This is a genomic window from Bacillus nitratireducens (assembly GCF_001884135.1).
Lineage (GTDB): Bacteria > Bacillota > Bacilli > Bacillales > Bacillaceae_G > Bacillus_A > Bacillus_A nitratireducens.
In genome coordinates this window covers 17,313-37,987 of sequence record NZ_MAOC01000093.1, presented here as the reverse complement: position 1 = coordinate 37,987, position 20,675 = coordinate 17,313, and the positions used below count along the sequence as shown (strand labels likewise).

The window sequence follows — 20,675 nt, the reverse complement described above, 5'->3', positions numbered from 1 at the left end:
AACAAAAAACAAGGAGAGATGAGATATGAAAAAAGTGATGGAAGTTGTAGTAGCGGTGGCAGAGGTTTTTGTAAATGGGAAACAGGTTGCAATGGAGTTAAACAAATAATGAAAAGGACAAAATTCATTCTAGACCCTTTACTCATATAAAAGAGATAAGACTTCATCATTTTTTTGATCCCTTATCTCCCAATAAAGAAAGCCACATCCTGAAAAAGGATGCGGCTTTCTCTTATTTTTGACTCGTACGAGCTGAAATACTAATTGCTCTATCTGTTGCTTTTGCGGCTTCATCTAAAGCTTCTTTACTATTCTTTCCGTCATACATTGCTTCTAATGCTTTTACAACTGCATCTCTTGATTCTGGGAATACACTAATTAATGCTCCTTGAGTTGCTGGAGATTGCTTCGTCGCTTGCAATTGTTCTACTGTTACTTTTAGCTGTGGATATTTTTCGTATTGATCTTTTACTAACGGCTCATTATATGCATCTGGATTAATTGAGAAATATCCTGTTGCTGTATGCCATTTTGCTTGTACATCTGGCTTCGTTAAATATTTCATAAAGTCCCAAGCACCTTGTTGCGTTTCTTCTGAAACCATATTCGTCATCCATAATGATGCACCGCCAATAACAACACCGTTTTGTTTCGAATCTTCTGGATACGGAATATACGAAACGCCTACATTAAACTTAGATGCATCAATTAAATCACGAACACCAGCCGAAGAATCTAAATACATAGCAACTTGTCCAGACTGGAACGCGGCACGAATATCATCCCAACTTGCTCCATACTTTCCAAGCGCACTAGCTTTATTTAATTCATCTAACATCCCAAATACTTTTTGACCTTCTTTACCGTTAAATACTGCTTTCTGTGCAGCATCTTTACGACCATTTTCATTATCTACATATAAAGCACCTTGTGTCGCTAACAATTCTTCAAAGAACCAACCATAATTCAGCATTGAAAATCCATACTGCTTTACATTTCCGCCTTCTTTAATCGTTAACTTTTTCGCTGCTTCTTTTAACTCCGCATATGTTTTCGGAGCTTTCTCTGGATCTAATCCAGCCTTTGCGAAGGCATCTTTATTATAAATTAATACTGGTGTAGATGAATTAAACGGCATAGAATACATTTTTCCATCAACTGAATAATAGTTCGTAATTGCTTTTTCTAATTTCGATGTATCGTACTTATCTTTTTTAATCCAGCTATCGATAGGCGTAATCTTTTTGCTATCAATCATATACTTCGTTGTAATTTCACTCGATTGAACAAGAGCTGGCGCTTCTTTCGTTGCAGACATCGTTTTAAACTTCGTTAAAGACTCTTCGTATGTTCCTTGGAACTCTGCCTTTATCTCGTATTTATTCTGCGATTTATTATAGTCTGCAACAAGCCCATCTAGTACACCTTGTGTTTTTCCACCCATTGCATGCCAGAAACGAATTACAGTTTTATCACCATTCTTTTCAACTGGAGCTACTTTTGCCTGCGCTTCAGGTTTCCCCACTGTTTTACTATTTGAACAAGCTGCCCCGGTTAATGCCATTGTGGCTGCCATTAAAAGAGCAGCACTTTTTTTCAATAAACTCATCTCAATCCCACCTTTTCCTATGTATGCTTATTTAATTGCACCTTTTGTTAATCCTTGTTGTAATTGCTTTTGCCCTAAAAATAGTAAAATCAACGTTGGAATGACGATAACCGTAACACCGGCCATTACACTGCCCCAATCAGTTGCAACTTCTTGAGATTGAAGCTGCTTCACACCAATTTGAACCGTTCTTACTTTTTCATCAGTGGTTACTAAGAGCGGCCACAAATACATATTCCACGTTGTTAAAAAGCTATATACTCCAAGCGTAATAAAACTCGTTTTACAATACGGAATTACAACGCTGAATAAAAACCTTACATTTCCAATCCCTTCAATAAAAGCAGCTTCTTTCAGTTCATTTGGAAGTGTCATAAAATGTTGACGTAGTAAGAAAATACCGAAAGCTGTTGCAAAGAATGGCACTGTCATCCCAGCAAAGCTATTGATCCAACCAAAGTTTTGAATCGTTAAAAAGTTCGGCACCATCGTTGCTTCCCACGGAATAAGCATCGTTGAAATAAACAGGAAGAAAATTATGTTTCTTCCTTTAAACTGAAGAAAAACAAAAGCATAAGCTGCTAAACTGGATACGATAAGTTGTCCAATCATAACAATCGTCGATACAATTAAACTGTTGTACAAGTATGTAAAAAGCGGTACTTTTTGAAAGATATTAATAAAATTATCGAAAGTAAATTGGGTCGGAAATAACCTTCTCATTTGAATATCATCTGGTGTCATAAAGCTTATTAAAAACGCATAGAGTACAGGAAAAAACACCATTACTGCACTAATAATGAGCAGCATGTATAATAGGAAATTTTGTTTCCACTGTTTAACGATCATTTATAATGCACCTTTCTCTCAGCAAACTTGAATTGAATCAATGTAGCAATAAAAATGAAAACGAATAATACCATCGCTTGTGCACTTGCTGTTCCAAATTGATGATTCACAAATGCTTCTTTATAAATCGAGTACACAATTAAATTCGTTGCATCATTTGGTCCACCGTGCGTTAAAATATCAATTTGTCCAAAGCTTTGGAACGCACTAATTAACGTTACTGTCACGATAAAAAATAAAGTTGGTGATAGCATCGGTAATGTAACACGGCGAAGCTTATACAAATAACTGGCACCATCTATAGATGCACTCTCATATAAAGACGTATCAATATTTTGTAAACCACCTAATATAACTAAAAATGCAAATCCCGTATTCACCCAAACCGTTGTAACCGATACAGAAAACAGTGCCCATTCTGGACTCGTTAACCATGCGATTGCAGGAAGATTCATAGAGGCTAATATATTATTAAATAACCCTACACTTGGATGAAATAAAAATAGCCAAATCACTGCACTAGCAGCTACTGATATTCCCATCGTTGAAGAAAAAAGAACTCGGAACAATCCAATACCTCTTACTTTTTCATTTGCAATTAATGCAAGAAATAAGGCGAATACAATGCTAGTAGGCACTGTATATAAAACAAATAATAAAGTTGACTTTATACTTTTGTAGAAAGCAGGATCAGAAAATAAATATTGATAATTTTCTAAACCAACGAAAAGATTAGCTTCTCCGTGTATATCTGTTAAATAAAAGCTATAGTAGATCGTCCTAAACAATGGATAGAAAAGAAAAATTGAAAATAACAAAATAGATGGCGCCAAAAACAATAATCCTATTCTTAAATCTTTCGTTCTGCCCCATAAACTCTTCTTTTTTGACACTGTTGTTTGAACTGGTAACTTACCTACTTCAATCATTATTTCGCCACCACTTTCAACTCTTCTTCAGCCACCACTTTTAATCGTTCATTCGTATTTTGGTGAAAGAAGCATAGTTTTTCTTGCGAGAATAATAATTTTACTTTGTCACCTTTGTTCAGGAGTAACTGTCCAATGACTTTCGCACTCCAAGTTGTTCCATTTACCGAAAAGTTTAATATAGATTCATTTCCTAATACTTCTACAGATTGCAGCGTAACTTCTTGTCCTTCCTCAGACAATGCAATATGCTCAGGCCGCATGCCGATTCGAATTGTTCCTTCTGGTAATTGCTTTAACTGTCCAATAGATAATGGAATTTGCAATTGCCCTATATGTAATACGCCTTTTTCTTTATCCATTTTTCCATCATTTATATTCATAGAAGGAGAACCTATAAAACTTGCAACAAATTCGTTTGCTGGTTCGTTGTATATATCAAGAGGTGTTCCAACTTGTTGTATACTTCCTTTATTTAAGACCATGATACGATCTCCCATAGTCATCGCTTCTATTTGATCGTGAGTAACGTAAATCATCGTAATTCCTAGTCTTTGCTGAATTTCTCTAATTTCAATCCTCATTTGCGCACGTAATTTCGCATCTAAATTCGAAAGTGGTTCATCCATTAAACAAATCGGTGCTTGACTCACGATCGCCCTGGCAAGCGCAACACGCTGTCTTTGCCCGCCTGATAATTGGCCCGGTTTCATTTTCACATACTCTTTCAGTCCTACCATTTCAATGGCTTCCATTAATCGTTTTTGTCGCTCTTCTTTTTGTACTTTCCTTACCTTAAGTCCAAATAAAATATTTTCTTCTACAGTTAGGTGTGGATATAATGCATAATTTTGAAATACCATTGATAGATTACGGTCTTTCGGCTCTAAATCATTTGCAACACGTTCATTAATCATTAAATCTCCCGAAGAGATTTCTTCTAAGCCAGCGATCATTCGTAGTAATGTACTTTTTCCACATCCCGAAGGTCCAACTAAAACAAAAAATTCTCCCTTCTTAATATGAACTGATACGTCTTTAACCGCTGTCTCTTCCGCATTTTTATATACCTTTGAAACATCTTTCAATTCGATCACAAGGTTGCACTCCTTTTTTCTTCTTGTATCCATACTTCATAATGACTCGTTGAAATCGCACTTGCTCCTGCACGAATGGCAATTTCCGCATCTTCCCGCGTTTGAATCAATCCGCCTGCAATAATGGGAAATTCTATTTCCGCTGCTAGCTGCTTAATAATTGAAGGCATAATACCAGGCATAATCTCTACTGCATTCGGTTTAGTCGTTTTACAATTTTCAATTGATTTTGTAAGAGATAAAGTATCGACAATAAAAATACGTTGAATCGTTTTTAATCCAATTTTATTGGCATTTCGAATTGTCGAACCTTTTGTTGAAATAATGCCTTGTGCTCCGATAACATCTTGAATATACAAAAGAGCTTCCTCTGTATTCGTATTTAAACCTTGTATAAAATCACAATGAAGAAATACATCATGTCCATGTTTCTGTAATTCGTATACACGCTCTGGTAACTCCAGCATTGAACCCGTCATAAGAAAAACTGTTTTCGGTAATTTTTTGTATGTTTTGTACCCTTTCCAATCCTTTATCATCGCTATATAAGGTTCTTTAAACATTCATTCCACCTAGCTTTTCTATTTTTATCCAAACTAAAAACACCTACTTACATAGAACACCTTTCTCCTTATTTGAACTCTAGGGAATAGAGCACACTTAAGAAAGCGGCACGTTATATGTAAGCGGGTGTTCTCAAATGTTCTCTACCCTAGTTATTTTGTTACCTTTACTATATTACGCATTTATTAAGTCAGTTTTGATAGATTGTTAATTAGGTGTTAACCGAATGTAAATATTCACCACATCATGATTTACAATAATCCGGATATATAAATATAAACCAACAGAACACAACGATGTTTAAAATTCAATCGATATGTAAATTCATTCCATAATTAATGAGTTTTAGTTTTCTTGCCACTGCTTGCGAAGCAAAGTTATCCCAAGAAGTACTATAAAGCGGAATGCGCTTTTCCTCTTGTATTGATATTGCCCAGGCTGTAACGACATCAGCACCATATCCATTCCCCTGAAACTCCGCTAAAGTTTCCACACTTGCCTCAGCAGCTACGGGTGTACTTCTGGCACTGCAACATATAGAAACTACCTTTTCATTTTTTACAATTGCAAAATAAGGTTTCTTCCATTCCATCTGTTCTATTAGATTAGAAAAATTTTCTCGCAAAAGCTCTTTATTTTTCTCTGTTATTTGTATTGTTCTAGTTGGTTCATGTAAATTATTAGGGAACATGAAAGCAGGACCCATCCAAATATTCTCCACCGTTCTCTCTTCATTTAGTACTTTAATGATTTTTGCTATCTCTATGTGATTTGAGCGTTCTCGAATTAATTTCTCAATCTTACTTATCATTTCACTATCCAGGTTATAATGATATCTCGTTATATTCCCTTCACGAGTTCGGCCAAGAAAAAAACGCGGCGCTTTCAGATTTCCATTTTCATTTACACTCTTTATTCTTCCTACTTGATTATGAACAAATAAAACCTCTGCCTGAATTGCTATTAACTCAAGTTCTGAAAATTTCATTTGTAGCCTCCTTAGTTACTATGTATATAAATTCTATTTAGCAAAGCTTTATAGAATACGCACATAAGAATTCCTTATCTATTCCTCTTTTTAAATAATTTTTTCAAAACAAAAATCCCATTCAAATACACATTACTGAATCCATCATATACTAACTGATTTCTTCATTCTGTCTATCTAAATGGGATTATTTCGTACTTTTTATTTCTTCAGCTTGTTATTCCGCCAGTTGTGGTTGCGGCTGTACTACTTCATTCGCTCCAGCTATCCTCAACATATTCGCAATATCTTTAAAACCTCTTTTTTCAGCATATTGCAGCGGCGTAATATTTTCCTTATTGGCCATATTTACATCTGCCCCGTGGTCAATAAGCATTTGAATTACTTTCTTATGACTTTCACTACCATTTCCTAATACAATTGCTTCTAATAAAGCTGTTCCACCACGTTCATTCTTATAATTCACATCAATATCTGTATGCTCTAATAATTCTTTAACAACCTCTACATGGCCACGCTCAGATGCAGAAATAAGTGCTGTTCCACCTGACTTAGTCGTTTCTTTCGTATTAACTCCTGCATTAATTAATACTTTTACAATATCCGTATATCCTTCTCTACTTGCAGAAAGAAGTGGATTGCTTTGTTTCTCATCTTTAATTTCAATATTAGCACCTGCACCAATTAATGCTTTAACTGTCTCTACATGATTTTGATACGTCGCTGCAAGGACAGGCGTTTCTCCGTTGTCACCTTCTACATTGATATTCGCTCCATCTTGGATCAGCTTCATAGCTGTTTCTGTGTCTCCAAGCGTCGCAGAAAGTAGCAACTGTTTGTCCATTAAATTTATACTTTTTTCTTCTTTAGATTCTTCCTGTTCTTTATGCTTTTCTTTTTTCTTTTCGTTTTTCACATGAACCGGTTTTGATTCTGGCTCCTCTTGCTTATCGCAAGCCACTACCGTCATTAAAAGTCCTAATAACATACATAATAAAATTTTTTGTTTTCTCACAACTACAGCTCCTATGAAAGATAATGTTTTCTTAACCATTCCTCCATCACATACAATAATTCTTCTTGAATACATTTATCCATAAGCCCTTTAGATTCCTTCTTTAATCGGATTATCCTAAACTTATATCGATGTTTCTCAACCTATTGGAATGATACGCCTGATGGCCTCATCATTAACATTATGAAGCAATTAGTTTAGCACGTTTTTACCGCATTTGTATACATTTCTAAAAAGTACATAAATGATTGCTTTAGGTTACTATATTCCATTGTAACCGTTCTTCTAAAAATTTTACACCTTTTCTATATTTGCACCTGAGTAATAATAGAAAAAGACAACTATATAGTTGTCTTTTTCTATTATTAATGATGCCCACCGTGATTTCCTGTTTTCGGTTTCCCCATCATCTCTTTATTCATTTCCCATTTATGCTCTGCTAGCTCTTTATATGAAAGAACTTTCCCCTTATAGTTAGATACAAAGCTCTCTGCATCTTTTTTATTTTTAAATGAAATGACATTATAAGCCATTGGTGTCGTTATTGTTTTATCATATACGTAAGTGGCATCTTCTAACGAAACCCAATCTTTCGAATCATAGTCTCGAACAAATTTTTCTTTCGTCTTTTCACCTGAATTGATCTCCATCCATTTATACATACAACCGATATCATCAAACTTTAACGCTTTTCCATTCTCCAAAATAATTTCTGTTGCGAATTGATTATCCATTACCCCTATTTGACAAATATCACACTTATCATTTTTCTCATTAATCGCAACAGCTGTTAGTTCTTTTTTCCCACATCCTACTATCGTAAATATGAAACATAAACATATAACAAGTGCGACATATTTTACCTTCATCAATATTCCTCCCTAGAAACCGTATACTCCACGAAAAGAATACCAAAAGGTTGTGTGAGATTTGTGAAAAAATAATGTTATTTTTGTAATATATGGAACAAAAAAGAGATGTGCAGTTACTTCTACACATCCCTCATCATTCACAACCAGTAATTAATAAATCATCTTCTAACTTAACTAATAATGTGTCCGTATCAATGTTTTGTCCAACTTCTACATTTACTAATCTTATATTCCCACTAATACCTACTGCGATTTTTTCAATTTCACCGTCACTTTTTCGGATCATCATTAACTTTTCCCATTCATATACGTAAGAGGATTCATTAATAAAAATCTCCTCTACTTTTCCTTTACACGAACTATAAATTTCTTCTATTCTTGTTTGCATTCAAAATCTACTCCCTACTTCACGCTTCGCTATTTCCATCTTATTCTACCATTCTTGTACGAAGGCATTTATCTTTTTAAAAATTCAAAATTACCCTGTGAACAAAATGATCAAAATAAAGATTATGCTTCTAATGATGTTATTTTTCAAATTATTTACCATTCAGATTGAAACTTTTATTATAAACAAAAAACCTTTTATCTGAATTTTTATTTTATTTTGAAAGCGTAATCATTTTTTTGAGGGGGAGATTACATGTTAGCATTACTCGGATTTACAATGGTATTTGTCTTTATGTTTTTGATTATGACGAAACGTATGTCTGCACTAGTAGCATTAATATTAGTTCCAATTATTTTCGCATTAATTGGTGGCTTTTATGCCAATATGGGCCCTATGATGTTAGAAGGAATTCAAAAGCTAGCACCTACTGGCATTATGCTTATGTTCGCCATTTTATATTTCGGAATTATGATTGATAGCGGTTTATTCGATCCTGTCATTAGTAAAATATTAAAATTTGTAAAAGGAGATCCTTTAAAAATTGTTGTTGGTACAGCTATTCTTACTATTATCGTTTCATTAGATGGTGACGGAACAACAACATATATGATTACAGTTTCCGCAATGTATCCACTATATAAACGTCTTGGGATGAATCCACTTATATTAGCTGGGGTTGTTATGTTAGGGGCAGGTGTTACAAATCTTACACCTTGGGGTGGACCAACCGCTCGGGTTATGAGTGCTCTTGGACTTGATGCATCAGAGCTCTTCACACCGCTTATACCAGGAATGATTGCTGGTGCCATTTGGGTTGTTTTCGTTGCCTACTACCTTGGAAAAAAGGAAAGGAAACGTTTAGGAATTATGGATGTACAATATTTAAAACAAATGCAAAAAATGGATGAGCAAGCTGCAACAGTCGAAGCTGCAGTACATAAACGTCCTAAACTGCTATGGATTAACTTTTTATTAACTGTTGCCCTACTCGTCTGTCTCATACTAGAAGTTATGCCGTTACCTGTGTTATTTACAGTCGCTTTTGCTATTGCGGTGATGATTAATTATCCAAGCTTGGAACAACAAAAAGAACGTATTGCCTCTCACGCTGGAAACGTATTAGCCGTTGTTTCTCTCGTATTTGCCGCTGGAATTTTCACTGGTATTCTATCAGGGACAAAAATGGTAGATGCAATGGCTCAAAGTGTAGTGACTCTTATACCAGATGCACTTGGACCACAACTACCAATTATTACAGCTCTTCTTAGTATGCCGTTCACATTTTTCATGTCCAATGATGCTTTTTACTTCGGTGTACTACCCATTTTAACAAAAGCTGCTGCTGCTTACGGAATTAGTGCAGCTGAAATGGGACGCGCTTCATTACTCGGGCAACCTGTTCACTTACTAAGCCCTCTCGTCGCTTCCACTTATTTATTAGTCGGAATGGCCAAAGTTGATTTTGGTGAACACCAACGCTTTACTTTACTTTGGGCTGTTGGAACGACAATGGTTATGTTGATTACTGGAATTGTAATTGGGATTATTCCAATATAAGATGAGATTCAAAAAAACAGTAGAGAAATGTAATCCTCTACTGTTTTTTTATGGAAACATACTATGAAGAAACACGGAAATACCTTCTTTCTGGCCTCCCCACACTTCCATATATAAGCTCTGCATGCACTTTCTTTCCAGAAATTAAATACTCTAAATAGCGCCTCGCTGTTGATCGGCTAACACCTACCATTGAACTTAACATCTCTGCAGTAATTCCATCTTCATTAACAGTCAGCATATGCTTTTTTATTTTTGCTAGCGTTAATGGATCTATCCCTTTCGGGGCGTATTCTATATGATTTGCCTGCACACCTCTTTGAGACCATAGATGTTCAATTTGTTCCGGTGATAATTGAGCGCTTTTCTTTAATTGCGTAATCTTTTTTTGATAATTTTCTAAACTTGTTTTAAATCGATCGAATGTAAGCGGCTTTACGATATAATCTGTTACTCCGCCTCGTAAAGCATGCCGCACTACATCTGTTTCTGATGCGGCTGTAATCATAATAATATCTGTATCATGTAAATTATGCCTAATATATGTGACGAGTTCAGTCCCTTGCATATCAGGTAAATATACATCTAATAAAACGAGCTGTGGCTTCACAAATTCTAACCATTCCTTCGCTTGTTCCCCAGTCGTTGCCGTCCCAATCACTTTAAACCCATCAATTTTTTCAGTAAAACGCCGATGAATCTCTGCAATCCGAATATCATCTTCTACAATCAATACTTCAATCCCCTCATTCATTACAATTCGCCTCTCTCTTTCGGTAATGCAATGATAAATAAAGCACCACCTAAATCCCCTTTTTCAATCGCAATACTCCCGTTTAAATCTTCTACTAACTCTTTTACTTTTGCTAATCCATATCCACGTTTTTCGCCCACTTTCGTCGAAAAACCTTTATAGAATATACTTGTAATTATTTCATCATGAACACCTTGTCCTGAATCTTCTACTTCAATTAATATTTCTTCCCCAATGTCTGTTACAAACATTCTTACTTTCTTATCATGATCTTGATTTCTTTCAATTGCTTCAAATGCATTCGTGATCAAATTCCCTAAAATAGAAACAACGTAATTACTATCAATATGCGGACTTAGCTTCTCTAAACTACTTTCTCGATCTAACACAAAATCAATCTTCAATTCTCGTGCCCTATTGTAAAATCCAATTAAAATTCCACCTAGCCATGGATTTTGAATTCTCTTCATAATAAATTGAACGAAGTCTTGATATACTGCCGTTTCCTTATGAATAAGCTCTAAAGCATCTTCATAAGACTCTAATTGAATAAGCCCTGAAAGCGTATACAACAAATTGTTATATTCGTGCGTTTGCGCCCGCAATGCCTCTGTATACTGCCGTGTTTGAGATAATTCCGCTGTTAATTGATCCATCTCAGATTTCAAGCGCAAGCTGGATACTACACCAGTTACTTTATTATTAACTTTAATAGGTAGGCGATTGGCAATAACATCCTGTCCCTTTATATTTAATTGACGGTCAAATTGTTCTTCGCCAGTTTGAAGTACGTCCAGTATCGATGAGTTAGGAATAACATTTAAAATAAATTCGCCCATTATATTTTGTCGTTTATCTAAAGAAAGAATGTCATTTGCTGCTTGATTTACTAAACTAACCATTCCATTTTTATCGATTACTACAATCCCTTCGCGTACAGATTGAATAACTGTACTATGCTCCTCATATAAAGATGAAATTTCCTCTGGCTCCATTCCAAACATCATTCGTTTTATACTTCTTGCTAAATATATAGAGCCAATTATCCCAATTAACAGACCTATTATTGTAATCCAAAACACACGCTTTCCATATACTTCTATCGCTCCATGAATATCATCCATTGAAAATCCAACAGAAACTACGCCAATAATTTCATTATCCTGATTACGAATTGGGACTTTTCCTCGTAATGAAGGCCCTAATGATCCCGTTGCTTCCGAAACGTAAGACTTCCCCTCTAATAGAACCCCTTTGTTATCTCCTCCAACCATTCTCTCTCCTATTTTATCAAGCATAGGATGTGCGTAACGAATACCATCTTTATTTCCAACTACAATAAAGTCCGCATCTGTTTCGATTCGAATTTTCTCTGCAATTGGCTGAATAATAGAAGCTGGATTTTCCTTTTGAAAAGCTTCCCCAATTTCTGGTATAGCAGCAACTGTTTTCGCAACATGCAACGCTCTTTTTCCAATTTGCTCCTCTACTGTTTCAGATAGTATATAGTAAAATAAATAGCTTGTTAACAGCAGTACAACAAGAATAAGTGTGCTAATAGTTAATGTAATTCTCGGTTGCAGCTTTAATTTTTTTAATTTCAAAACCATTCCCCTAACATGATTAAAGATAGAATTTAAAGAAAATACAGTTTTTTTATTACCGCCTTTAATCATAACACGGTTACTATATATTTCTTTATCTTTATCTTCATAAAAAAAGAAACGAAGTAAAATTACTACCTCGTTTCTTAATATTTGTTATTACACTTTAAATTTACCAATCATTACTTGTAGTTCTGCCATTTACTAGAGATTCTTTTCATCTTGCTATTCTTTATCTTTTTTTATTTCTTTCTTCTCATCTTCTACTACTGATACTACAGGTTTATCATTTGATAGTTGTTGCACGGCACCTTTTCCAGCGAATCCTTCCAGTAATTCTTTTAAATCAATGCCAGAAGAAGCTTTTAACGTTTCTTGCATTGTTGCCATTAAATCAGTCGCATAGCCTGCAACCTTCCCGGCACCGCTATTCTTACCACCGCCGCCTGTATCAACAACTGTAATTTTATCAATATTGCTAAGTGGACTTGCAATTTCTTTCGCGTAACTTGGAAGCATTTTAAGAACCATATCCATAATTGCCGCTTGACCATATAACTCAAACGCCTCTGCAATTTTTTGTTTCGCTTCTGCTTCTGCTAAACCTTTTAACCTAATAACATCTGCTTCCGCTGTACCTTGCGCCTTTTGTACTTCCGCTTTCGCTTGACCTTGCGCTTTTTCAATTTCTGCTTTTGCTAAACCTTCTACACGTACTTCTTCTGCACGTGCTCTTGCTTCAGCTTCAATCTTATATTGATCCGCATCTGCCTTTTTAATTTGTTTTACTTTTTCAGCTTCAGCTGATTGCTCAACAGCATAGCGATCTGCATCTGCTTTTTTCTTTACTTCTGCGTCATACTGCTTTTCACGACGCGCAATCTCTTTTTCTTCTAACTCAATTTGCTTTTCACGCTCAATGATTTTAACGCGCATTTGCTCTTCTGTAACACCTTGTTGCGCTTTCGCTTGTTGTAATTCGTAAGAAAGATCCGCATCTGCGCGAGCTTGTTCCTGCTCTCGTTTATAAGATTGTACTTTTAATTCTTTATGTTTTTCAGCTTCAGCGATTTGTGCATCACGCTGATACTCTGCTTCTTTCGCTTCTTTCTCTGCACGAGCTTTTTCAATACGTGCTTCTTTTTCACGCTCTGCATTCGCAACTGTTGCATCACGTTTAACCATTGCAATTTGTGGCTGACCAAGTGCATCTAAGTAACCGTTCTTATCCATTATCTCCTTAATTGTAAAGGAAACGATGCGAAGCCCCATCTTTTTCAAATCAGTTGAAGCTACTTCATGTACCTTTTGAGCAAATTGCTCTCTATTACTATAAGCATCTTCTACTGTCATAGAAGATAAAATAGCACGTAGATGCCCTTCTAAAACTTCTTTTGCTTCTATTTTTAACTCTTCTGTTTCTTTTCCTAAATATTGTTCAGCTGCTGTAGAAACTTCTTCAATTGTGGATCCTACTTTAATAATAGAAACACCATTTACTGTAATCGGTACACCCTGTTTCGTATACGTATCACGTGTACCAACTTCTAATTTGTAGTTTAATAGGCTTAAAGGCTCTGCTCTTTGCATAATTGGAACTACGAATGTACCGCCCCCGCGGATAATCTTAATCTTCTTTCCATCATCAGTGGTAACGACATTCTTTCCACCGCCAAGCCAGTTCCCTGTTACAATTAACGCTTCATCTGGACCAACTGTACGATACTTTGTAATGAATACTAAAATGAGTAGAAGTAAAATTGCGAGTAAAACTCCACCGATAATTAATGGAATCGTCATGTAAATTCCCCCTTATAATTTTGGTTTCTTTAAAGAATAAGCGATGTTTTTTACAAGTAAAACACCATCTTGAACTCCCTCGATAATGACCTCAGTTCCTTGTGAAATATCTTTTTTTCCAATTGCTCTAGCTGGTATTGCATTACTTCCAAATTGGGAGGAGATTAATACTTCACCAAACCCTTCTCTAGGGATTGTAGTAATGACTTCTCCCTTGCATCCGATAAATTCATCCATGCGTTGGACAGTATTTTGTTCTGCTTCTGCAATTGGTTTTAAAATTAGTATTTTCATTATGAAAACACCGATAAAAGATATAGCAAATGAGGCCCCGAAAATAACGAGACTATTATAGGAGTATAAATATTCCCCTATATAACTAAGTCCACATAACATGGCGAAAAAACTAAGTAGCAACGTTACAACGGATACAGATCCGCCTCCAAAACTAAATATTGATTCAAAAATATCTCCAAAAAAGATATAAATAACAGTAAGTATAGTTGCAATTATAAATCCGTATAAATAAATTGTTTCAAGTGGATAACCGAACAAGGTCATTTTTATCCCCCTTTCTTAAACAATCCTTTTTTGTTATGTGTATGCCCCACCTCTTTCAAAGATTATTAATCTTAATTTTCAGTTATTTACTTTTTAAAGAAAAACCTGTAAGACAGGTCTCTAAAAAAGAACAGGAGAAACCCATTGTGACAGGCTCCTCCTAGTAAATAACCGATATATTGTATATCTATATAATATACTATTTTCCACAAAAAGTAAAGTTAAACATACATTGGAAAAGCACTTATTTTATCCCGCTATTTGTGGGCTAATAATCAGTGGGGGATGAACAGAACCCCCACTAATTAAAGTTTCACTTTACTGATAATGCGTACGTTCCATCGCCATTATCATATTTATATACGTACAAGTAATACTTACCTGGTTTTGCATTAAATTTTGCTTCTATATGATTTCCATTAGCTTGACCGTAAGCTGCGTAATTTTGCATATCTGATTCATGGTGAAGTACCCATGTCATCCCAATTCTATATTCATTTAGAACAGAAATATCGATATCTTTCGCTGATGCTACATTAAATGTATAAGTATCAGTGTGATCCCCGCCGATAAGGCTACCTTTTATAGTAGTGTTTAGCCCAATATGATTCGCTTCTTCTGGACGATTATTTGGTTCTGATTCTGTTAAACTTCCATCTTTAATTGTAACAGTTGTTTCGCTTCTACTCTCTTTTCCTTTATCATCTTTTACTCTTAACGCTACTTTATAAATTCCTTCTCTTTCATATGCATGTACTGGATTAACTTCTTTACTTGTTCTGCCGTCTCCAAAATCCCATAAATAAGAAACGATTTTTTCATCTTCGTCGTTTGATCCATCACTTTTGAATTGAATTCCTTCTTTTACACCCCCATTATAAGGCCCGTTTACATTAACCGTCGGAGCTTTATTTTCTCCGTCATCTTTTGCGATACCATGGAAGACTACATCATATTCAAATTCATTTGAACTATTCACACGATAATTAACGAAGTACGCTGTAACCGTTTTGTAGCCACTCCATTCTTTTTGCGTCAATTGTTCTAAAGCCTCATTTACTCTTTTGCTCATTGTTTTCCAGTCTGCTGACTCACCTTTTGTTACACTACCTGTGAACGTGCCTTCTAATGTAAATGTATTAAAGAATTGAGATGTATGCTTTGTCATTTTTGTATCTTTCATAGACAACGTATCACTAATTTCTTTCTTCACTTCTGTTAATGCTTTTGGTGCATGTTCAACTAAATAATCATCTGCTACTTCCGGAACATTGTACTTATCTTGATTATCAATTAACTGCTGCATATACTCTTGATACTCTTTATTTAACTTAGAATCTTTACTTAAAGTCTCACGATACGTATCATAATTTCCCACATCATTCGCACGAATTAAATCTTGAATTTTATCAAACGTTTCAAATTGATGCGTATATAAGTAAGACTGCAATGCGAACGAGTAGTTATAGAAATCCCAAGAACCATATTTAGCAAATAGTGTACGCTCTGCTGTATAACGGCTTGCAGGATCAGATGATAATCCGCTAATTATGCTCTTTCTCGGTACTACATTATTTGTACGAGTAGATCCTGCGAAAAATTCTGCATTCCCTTCTTGGAACCAAGTTAATCTTTCATTTTGATACATATCTCCTCTTCCAAATAAACCAGGAACTTCATATCTCCCTTGAAGATAATGAGTAAACTCATGACGGAATAACTCTTCTAAACTATAAATACTTTGCTCTGGCGTACGCTCATATGTAAAGAATGTCCCTGTCTCTTCAATATAAATTCCACCGTTGTTTGTTTCATATCCATACAATTGTCTATTTAACTGGTATTCGTCCGGAGTATTATAGATTACTATCGTTAATACGTCGTCTGCATTATCTTGTTCTAAAGCTTTGTCATTTCCGATCACACGGTGATATTGCGCTTTTACTTCCTTCGCAGCCCAATATAATCTCTTAATTTTCTCTTCTGACACTTTATCCCCAGTTTTAAATACAATAGATCCATCATCGAATGTATACGTTTTTGGTAAGTATTGCTCTTTTCCTTCTTTACGTATCTTCTCTAAATCTACCGTATTCCCGCTATAATCTTTCCCATTATAGTTTGTTGTAATTTGTTCTACCGCAACAAAATACGGCTCACTTAAACGCGGGTACATATGCATTGCCTGTGTAACAACCTCTAATCCTTTATTTGGATTACTATGAAACTTACCTAAACGACTAGCAAAATAAATTCCATTATTAACGAGCCACTTATTTTCTGATGTTACTTGATTTAAAAGAGCAATACGATTTATTTCATTAATAAGCCCATCTACTTTCCCATACCACATTGTATCTTTTGCCTCTTTACGAGTTTCAAATAAATAAGATTGCATATCATAATCAATACCTTGCATCATATCGTATACAGCTTGTCCTTTCATACGATCGTCTACATATGTATGAAAGTTATCATTATATTGTTTTAAAATATTAGCCGCATATTGAACCGTTTCAACATCACTTGAAGCATTACTAATTAATTTACCATATGCAGATACGACTGAATCTTGCTCATATGTACCGAGCTTAAAGTTTGGATTTGTTGCAATTGCTTTTAGAGCAGGTAAACATTTATCCTGGAAGCTTCTCTCATTTAAATCGCTTAATTCATTATTGTAAAATGCAATATAAAAAGCTGAACGTAACACTTCCGTAAACGTTTGAATTCCTTTTGAATCCTCTTTTGTAAATGTACTACCTCTATGAGCTAATTCGTCTATAACTGCTTGCATTTTCCCATTGTCTTTATAAAAAGCCTTTGCATCTTCATTGAACTGGAATAAGTCTGTAATTTGATTCCACTTAATACTTCCTAACGTTTCAACTAATTCTTGATTATTCATTTTGTTTAAATCAGCCATTGAATAGCTTTCTTTAACTTGCTTTACTTCTGAACTCTTCATAATAGATGCTGGTCGCTGTGAAAAGTCTCCTACTTTTAAACGTTCTTGAAACGATAATGTTTCATCAACTTTCGAAATATGCCCAACTTCATCTACTGGTTTTTCAATTCCAACCGGTTTCGTTTTCAACACATTATACGGCACTTTTTCTTCCGCTGATGCATGAGTTTGAAGTGCTCCTAACGATAGAGCCATTGTACTAATACTAAGCATAACTTTATTAATCTTTGATTTTTTGTTCATACCATTGTCCCCCTAATTAAATATTCCATTCAAGAATTTAACATAAAATTTGGATACAACAATATAAAATGCAATATTTCATATTATTTCTTCCTGCATTTTGAACATATAGTGAACGCCCTTGCCTTTATCCAACCTCCAATGATTATGAATCTATAGCGATTAAACTGTCCTTTTACACACGATAAAAATCGAATTTTTTGACAATTAAACCTTTAATTGTTATGATTAATATAATTGTTAACTTTATTAAATAAGGGTGGGATTCTATGATAAAAAAAGAGAACAGTGTATTCTATATCTCCATCTTGCTAACAACATTATTCATCATATGGGGAATTACCCCGGCAAGTTGGATACAAGGCTATGATTTACAAAGCGTTACATCTTCTTTAAACTCATTCATTCTCAATAAATTTGGATGGTTTTACTCTCTACTTATGACCTCAATGCTTATTTTAGCTACTTATTTAGCATTTTCTAAGTATGGATCTATTCGTCTTAGTAAAGATGGAGAAAAACCAAAGTATAGTTATCCATCTTGGCTATCCATGTTGTTTGGGGCAGGAATGGGAATTGGACTCCTCTTTTACGGAATTACTGAACCGATTTCACATTTTACAGATCCATTAACAGGAAAAGCAGGCACAGAAGAAAGCGCCAAGCTCGCTATGCAATATTCATTTTTCCACTGGGGACTCTTTCCGTGGTCACTATACGCGATGGTTGCTTTAACAATTGCATATTTCACGTTCCGCAAACAAAAAGGTAGCACAATTGGGGCTACAGTTACTCCATTATTTAATCGATCGAAAAATTCTCCTATCGGAAAAACAGTCGATATTTTAGCTGTTTTAGCCACAGTATTCGGTATTGTGCCATCTGTTGGGATCGGTGCTCAACAAATCGCCGGAGGATTAAGCTATTTATTCCCTTCTATTCATAACACTTTACTTACACAGCTCGTACTTATCGCCATCTTCGCTGTTTTATATTTAACAAGTGCACAAACTGGCTTAGATCGTGGGATTAAATATTTGAGTAACTTAAATTTCTCTCTTGCAGGTATTTTACTCGTCTCCTTTTTACTTTTAGGACCAACTGTATTTATTATGAAATATTTCACATCTACACTCGGTTCTTATATTGGGGCTTTACCTAGTATGGGATTAAATTTAGGAGCATTTAATGAAAAATCTTCTTCTTGGATTGAAAACTGGACTATTTTTTATTGGGGATGGTGGATCTCTTGGTCTCCATTCGTTGGTACATTCATCGCCCGTATTTCTAAAGGGCGCACAATAAAAGAATTTATTTTTGGAGTTGTATTAGTTCCAACTCTTATCTGTACATTTTGGTTTGCAGTATTTGGTGGTACCGCTATCCATATGGAAATGTTCCAATCGCTTGGAATAGCTGATGAAATCGCAAAAAATGGTACAGAGATTGGATTATTTGCTGTTATTTCACACCTACCATTCTCTACATTTTTAACAATTATCGGGTTAATTTTAGTAGCCACATTTTTCGTTACTTCTGCCGACTCGGCAACATTTGTTGTTTCAATGCAAACGAGTAACGGAAGCTTATCACCGAAAAACAGTTTAAAACTTATATGGGGATTAACAATCGCGATAATTGCAGCTATTTTATTACAAGCAGGAGGACTAAATGCACTACAAATTGCAGCTATAATCGCAGCTCTACCATTTTCTATCGTAGTCGTTCTTATGGTTACTTCGCTCTTTAAAGAGCTGAGAAAAGAAGATGTTAATTCGCAAACAAAAGAAGTTCCGCAAAAAATAAAAAAGGTTATGTAACAATTAGCACCTCTTCTCAATGGGGGTATTCGGTCCTCAAATTAATCCTGAATCCGTTATTACTGAGGGCGGCAAAGTAAATTAAATAAAACCCATTCGTATGAAATATAATTTTCATACGAATGGGTTTTTACTCTATTATATAGTGCTGTAAACATGCTTTCTCCTCAAAACCTACTTTCTTGTACAACTTCATCGCACGATCATTATTCGTATTCAAACATAGTTCTATCTCTCTCATCCCTTGAAAGGAGAAAATATACTGAATTGCACCTTGTAATAACCGCTCTCCAACACCTTTTCTTCTACTATTTTCAGTGGTTGCAATAAATTCTATATTCGCTTCTTGAAACTCCGGATTTACTTCAACATATACATAACCTTCTAACTTATCATTCTTCATACTTACAAATAATTTATTCGTATCACTTAAACGTTCGATAATTTCATTTCCTTCATAATATGTATTAGGGAAAACATTATTGTGCAAAGCGATAAACTGCTCAAATACTTTTGGTAAAGCTTCTTCTACATTACATATAATACGTTGTCCCGCAATATTATTTAAAATGAGAATACTATGTCGATCTTGTTCTTTAGCATGTAAATCCTTCATTAAGCGGGCACAATTATTATTTTCTACATGATAAAAACCATAAAATTTCTCAATATGAAAAGGCACCTTTTCTATAAGTTCCTTCCACATATGTAAAGCAACTTCTTTCCAATTCTCTGCAATAATAAAAGGCCCCCATATTTCTGCACATTTTTTTACTTCATCCACATCAAATCCTAATACACCTATTATTTTATTATTTTCATAAGTAACAACAAAAGATTGTTCCCAGCCTATATCAGAAAAATCATGGATAATTGTCTGTAATAACTCCTCTTTCTCATCTCCACAATAACCAACATGATGCGTAGCATCTTTATTCATATTCGCAATAAATGATGCCACCTCTTCAATTTTCAAAATAGAACTAACATGCATAATCTCTCCTCCTTCTCTAATACATTTACACTTTCTCCATTTATATCCTTCTAAAAAAAG

17 protein-coding genes are annotated in these 20,675 nt (G+C 34.9%); 2 read left to right on the top strand and 15 right to left on the bottom strand.

Translation table 11 applies throughout. The features are described from left to right. Positions 1-232 precede the first annotated feature (232 nt). The 9 genes from BAU23_RS27485 to BAU23_RS27445 form a co-directional block, all read right to left on the bottom strand. Positions 233-1,609, bottom strand: coding sequence for an ABC transporter substrate-binding protein (locus BAU23_RS27485; RefSeq protein ID WP_071735625.1), 1,377 nt, complete (start codon positions 1,607-1,609; stop codon positions 233-235). Between the two features lie 27 nt (positions 1,610-1,636). Next, positions 1,637-2,458, bottom strand: coding sequence for a carbohydrate ABC transporter permease (locus tag BAU23_RS27480; RefSeq protein ID WP_000635943.1), 822 nt, complete (start codon positions 2,456-2,458; stop codon positions 1,637-1,639). Next, positions 2,455-3,387 carry a carbohydrate ABC transporter permease gene (locus BAU23_RS27475; RefSeq protein WP_000573577.1) on the bottom strand — a complete coding sequence of 311 codons (933 nt, stop codon included), beginning with the start codon at positions 3,385-3,387 and terminating at the stop codon, positions 2,455-2,457. The genes BAU23_RS27480 and BAU23_RS27475 overlap by 4 nt, the downstream gene beginning before the upstream one ends. After that, positions 3,387-4,484, bottom strand: coding sequence for an ABC transporter ATP-binding protein (locus BAU23_RS27470; RefSeq protein WP_071735623.1), 1,098 nt, complete (start codon positions 4,482-4,484; stop codon positions 3,387-3,389). The genes BAU23_RS27475 and BAU23_RS27470 overlap by 1 nt, the downstream gene beginning before the upstream one ends. Continuing rightward, positions 4,481-5,047, bottom strand: coding sequence for a glycerol-3-phosphate responsive antiterminator (locus BAU23_RS27465; protein ID WP_000472006.1), 567 nt, complete (start codon positions 5,045-5,047; stop codon positions 4,481-4,483). Before BAU23_RS27465 ends, BAU23_RS27470 begins: the two co-directional genes overlap by 4 nt. A gap of 308 nt (positions 5,048-5,355) precedes the next feature. Beyond that, positions 5,356-6,036: a GNAT family N-acetyltransferase gene (locus tag BAU23_RS27460; RefSeq protein WP_071735621.1), complete on the bottom strand. Its 681-nt coding sequence runs from the start codon at positions 6,034-6,036 to the stop codon at positions 5,356-5,358. Positions 6,037-6,253: 217 nt separating this feature from the next. Further along, complete coding sequence (locus BAU23_RS27455; protein WP_000287319.1) at positions 6,254-7,126, bottom strand: ankyrin repeat domain-containing protein; 873 nt, start codon at positions 7,124-7,126, stop codon at positions 6,254-6,256. Positions 7,127-7,416: 290 nt separating this feature from the next. Next, on the bottom strand, positions 7,417-7,920 hold the full coding sequence (locus BAU23_RS27450; RefSeq protein WP_000865655.1) for a nitrous oxide reductase accessory protein NosL: 504 nt from the start codon (positions 7,918-7,920) through the stop codon (positions 7,417-7,419). A 136-nt stretch (positions 7,921-8,056) separates the two neighbouring features. Beyond that, positions 8,057-8,311 carry a hypothetical protein gene (locus BAU23_RS27445; RefSeq protein ID WP_001194765.1) on the bottom strand — a complete coding sequence of 85 codons (255 nt, stop codon included), beginning with the start codon at positions 8,309-8,311 and terminating at the stop codon, positions 8,057-8,059. A 255-nt stretch (positions 8,312-8,566) separates the two neighbouring features. On the opposite strand from BAU23_RS27445, the gene BAU23_RS27440 reads away from it, so the two are divergent. Beyond that, positions 8,567-9,871, top strand: a complete 1,305-nt coding sequence (locus BAU23_RS27440) for a CitMHS family transporter (protein WP_071735618.1) — start codon at positions 8,567-8,569, stop codon at positions 9,869-9,871. A 61-nt stretch (positions 9,872-9,932) separates the two neighbouring features. On the opposite strand, the gene BAU23_RS27435 is transcribed toward BAU23_RS27440, so the two are convergent. The 5 genes from BAU23_RS27435 to colA form a co-directional block, all read right to left on the bottom strand. Further along, positions 9,933-10,625: a response regulator gene (locus tag BAU23_RS27435; RefSeq protein ID WP_001002006.1), complete on the bottom strand. Its 693-nt coding sequence runs from the start codon at positions 10,623-10,625 to the stop codon at positions 9,933-9,935. After that, positions 10,625-12,235 (bottom strand): ATP-binding protein, encoded by a 1,611-nt coding sequence (locus BAU23_RS27430; RefSeq protein ID WP_002074422.1) that lies wholly within the window; start codon positions 12,233-12,235, stop codon positions 10,625-10,627. Before BAU23_RS27430 ends, BAU23_RS27435 begins: the two co-directional genes overlap by 1 nt. 219 nt (positions 12,236-12,454) lie before the next feature. Beyond that, positions 12,455-14,029, bottom strand: coding sequence for a flotillin family protein (locus tag BAU23_RS27425; RefSeq protein WP_000155029.1), 1,575 nt, complete (start codon positions 14,027-14,029; stop codon positions 12,455-12,457). 12 nt (positions 14,030-14,041) lie between these two features. After that, complete coding sequence (locus BAU23_RS27420; protein WP_000171834.1) at positions 14,042-14,590, bottom strand: NfeD family protein; 549 nt, start codon at positions 14,588-14,590, stop codon at positions 14,042-14,044. A gap of 313 nt (positions 14,591-14,903) precedes the next feature. After that, on the bottom strand, positions 14,904-17,801 hold the full coding sequence (colA, locus tag BAU23_RS27415) for a collagenase ColA (protein WP_071735617.1): 2,898 nt from the start codon (positions 17,799-17,801) through the stop codon (positions 14,904-14,906). A 269-nt stretch (positions 17,802-18,070) separates the two neighbouring features. Between colA and opuD the strand changes: the two genes are divergently transcribed. Then, entirely contained in the window at positions 18,071-19,621 is a 1,551-nt protein-coding gene (opuD, locus tag BAU23_RS27410; RefSeq protein ID WP_000591600.1) for a glycine betaine transporter OpuD, read from the top strand. A 130-nt stretch (positions 19,622-19,751) separates the two neighbouring features. On the opposite strand, the gene BAU23_RS27405 is transcribed toward opuD, so the two are convergent. Then, positions 19,752-20,615: a GNAT family N-acetyltransferase gene (locus tag BAU23_RS27405; RefSeq protein WP_000558504.1), complete on the bottom strand. Its 864-nt coding sequence runs from the start codon at positions 20,613-20,615 to the stop codon at positions 19,752-19,754. Between the last annotated feature and the right edge of the window lie 60 nt (positions 20,616-20,675).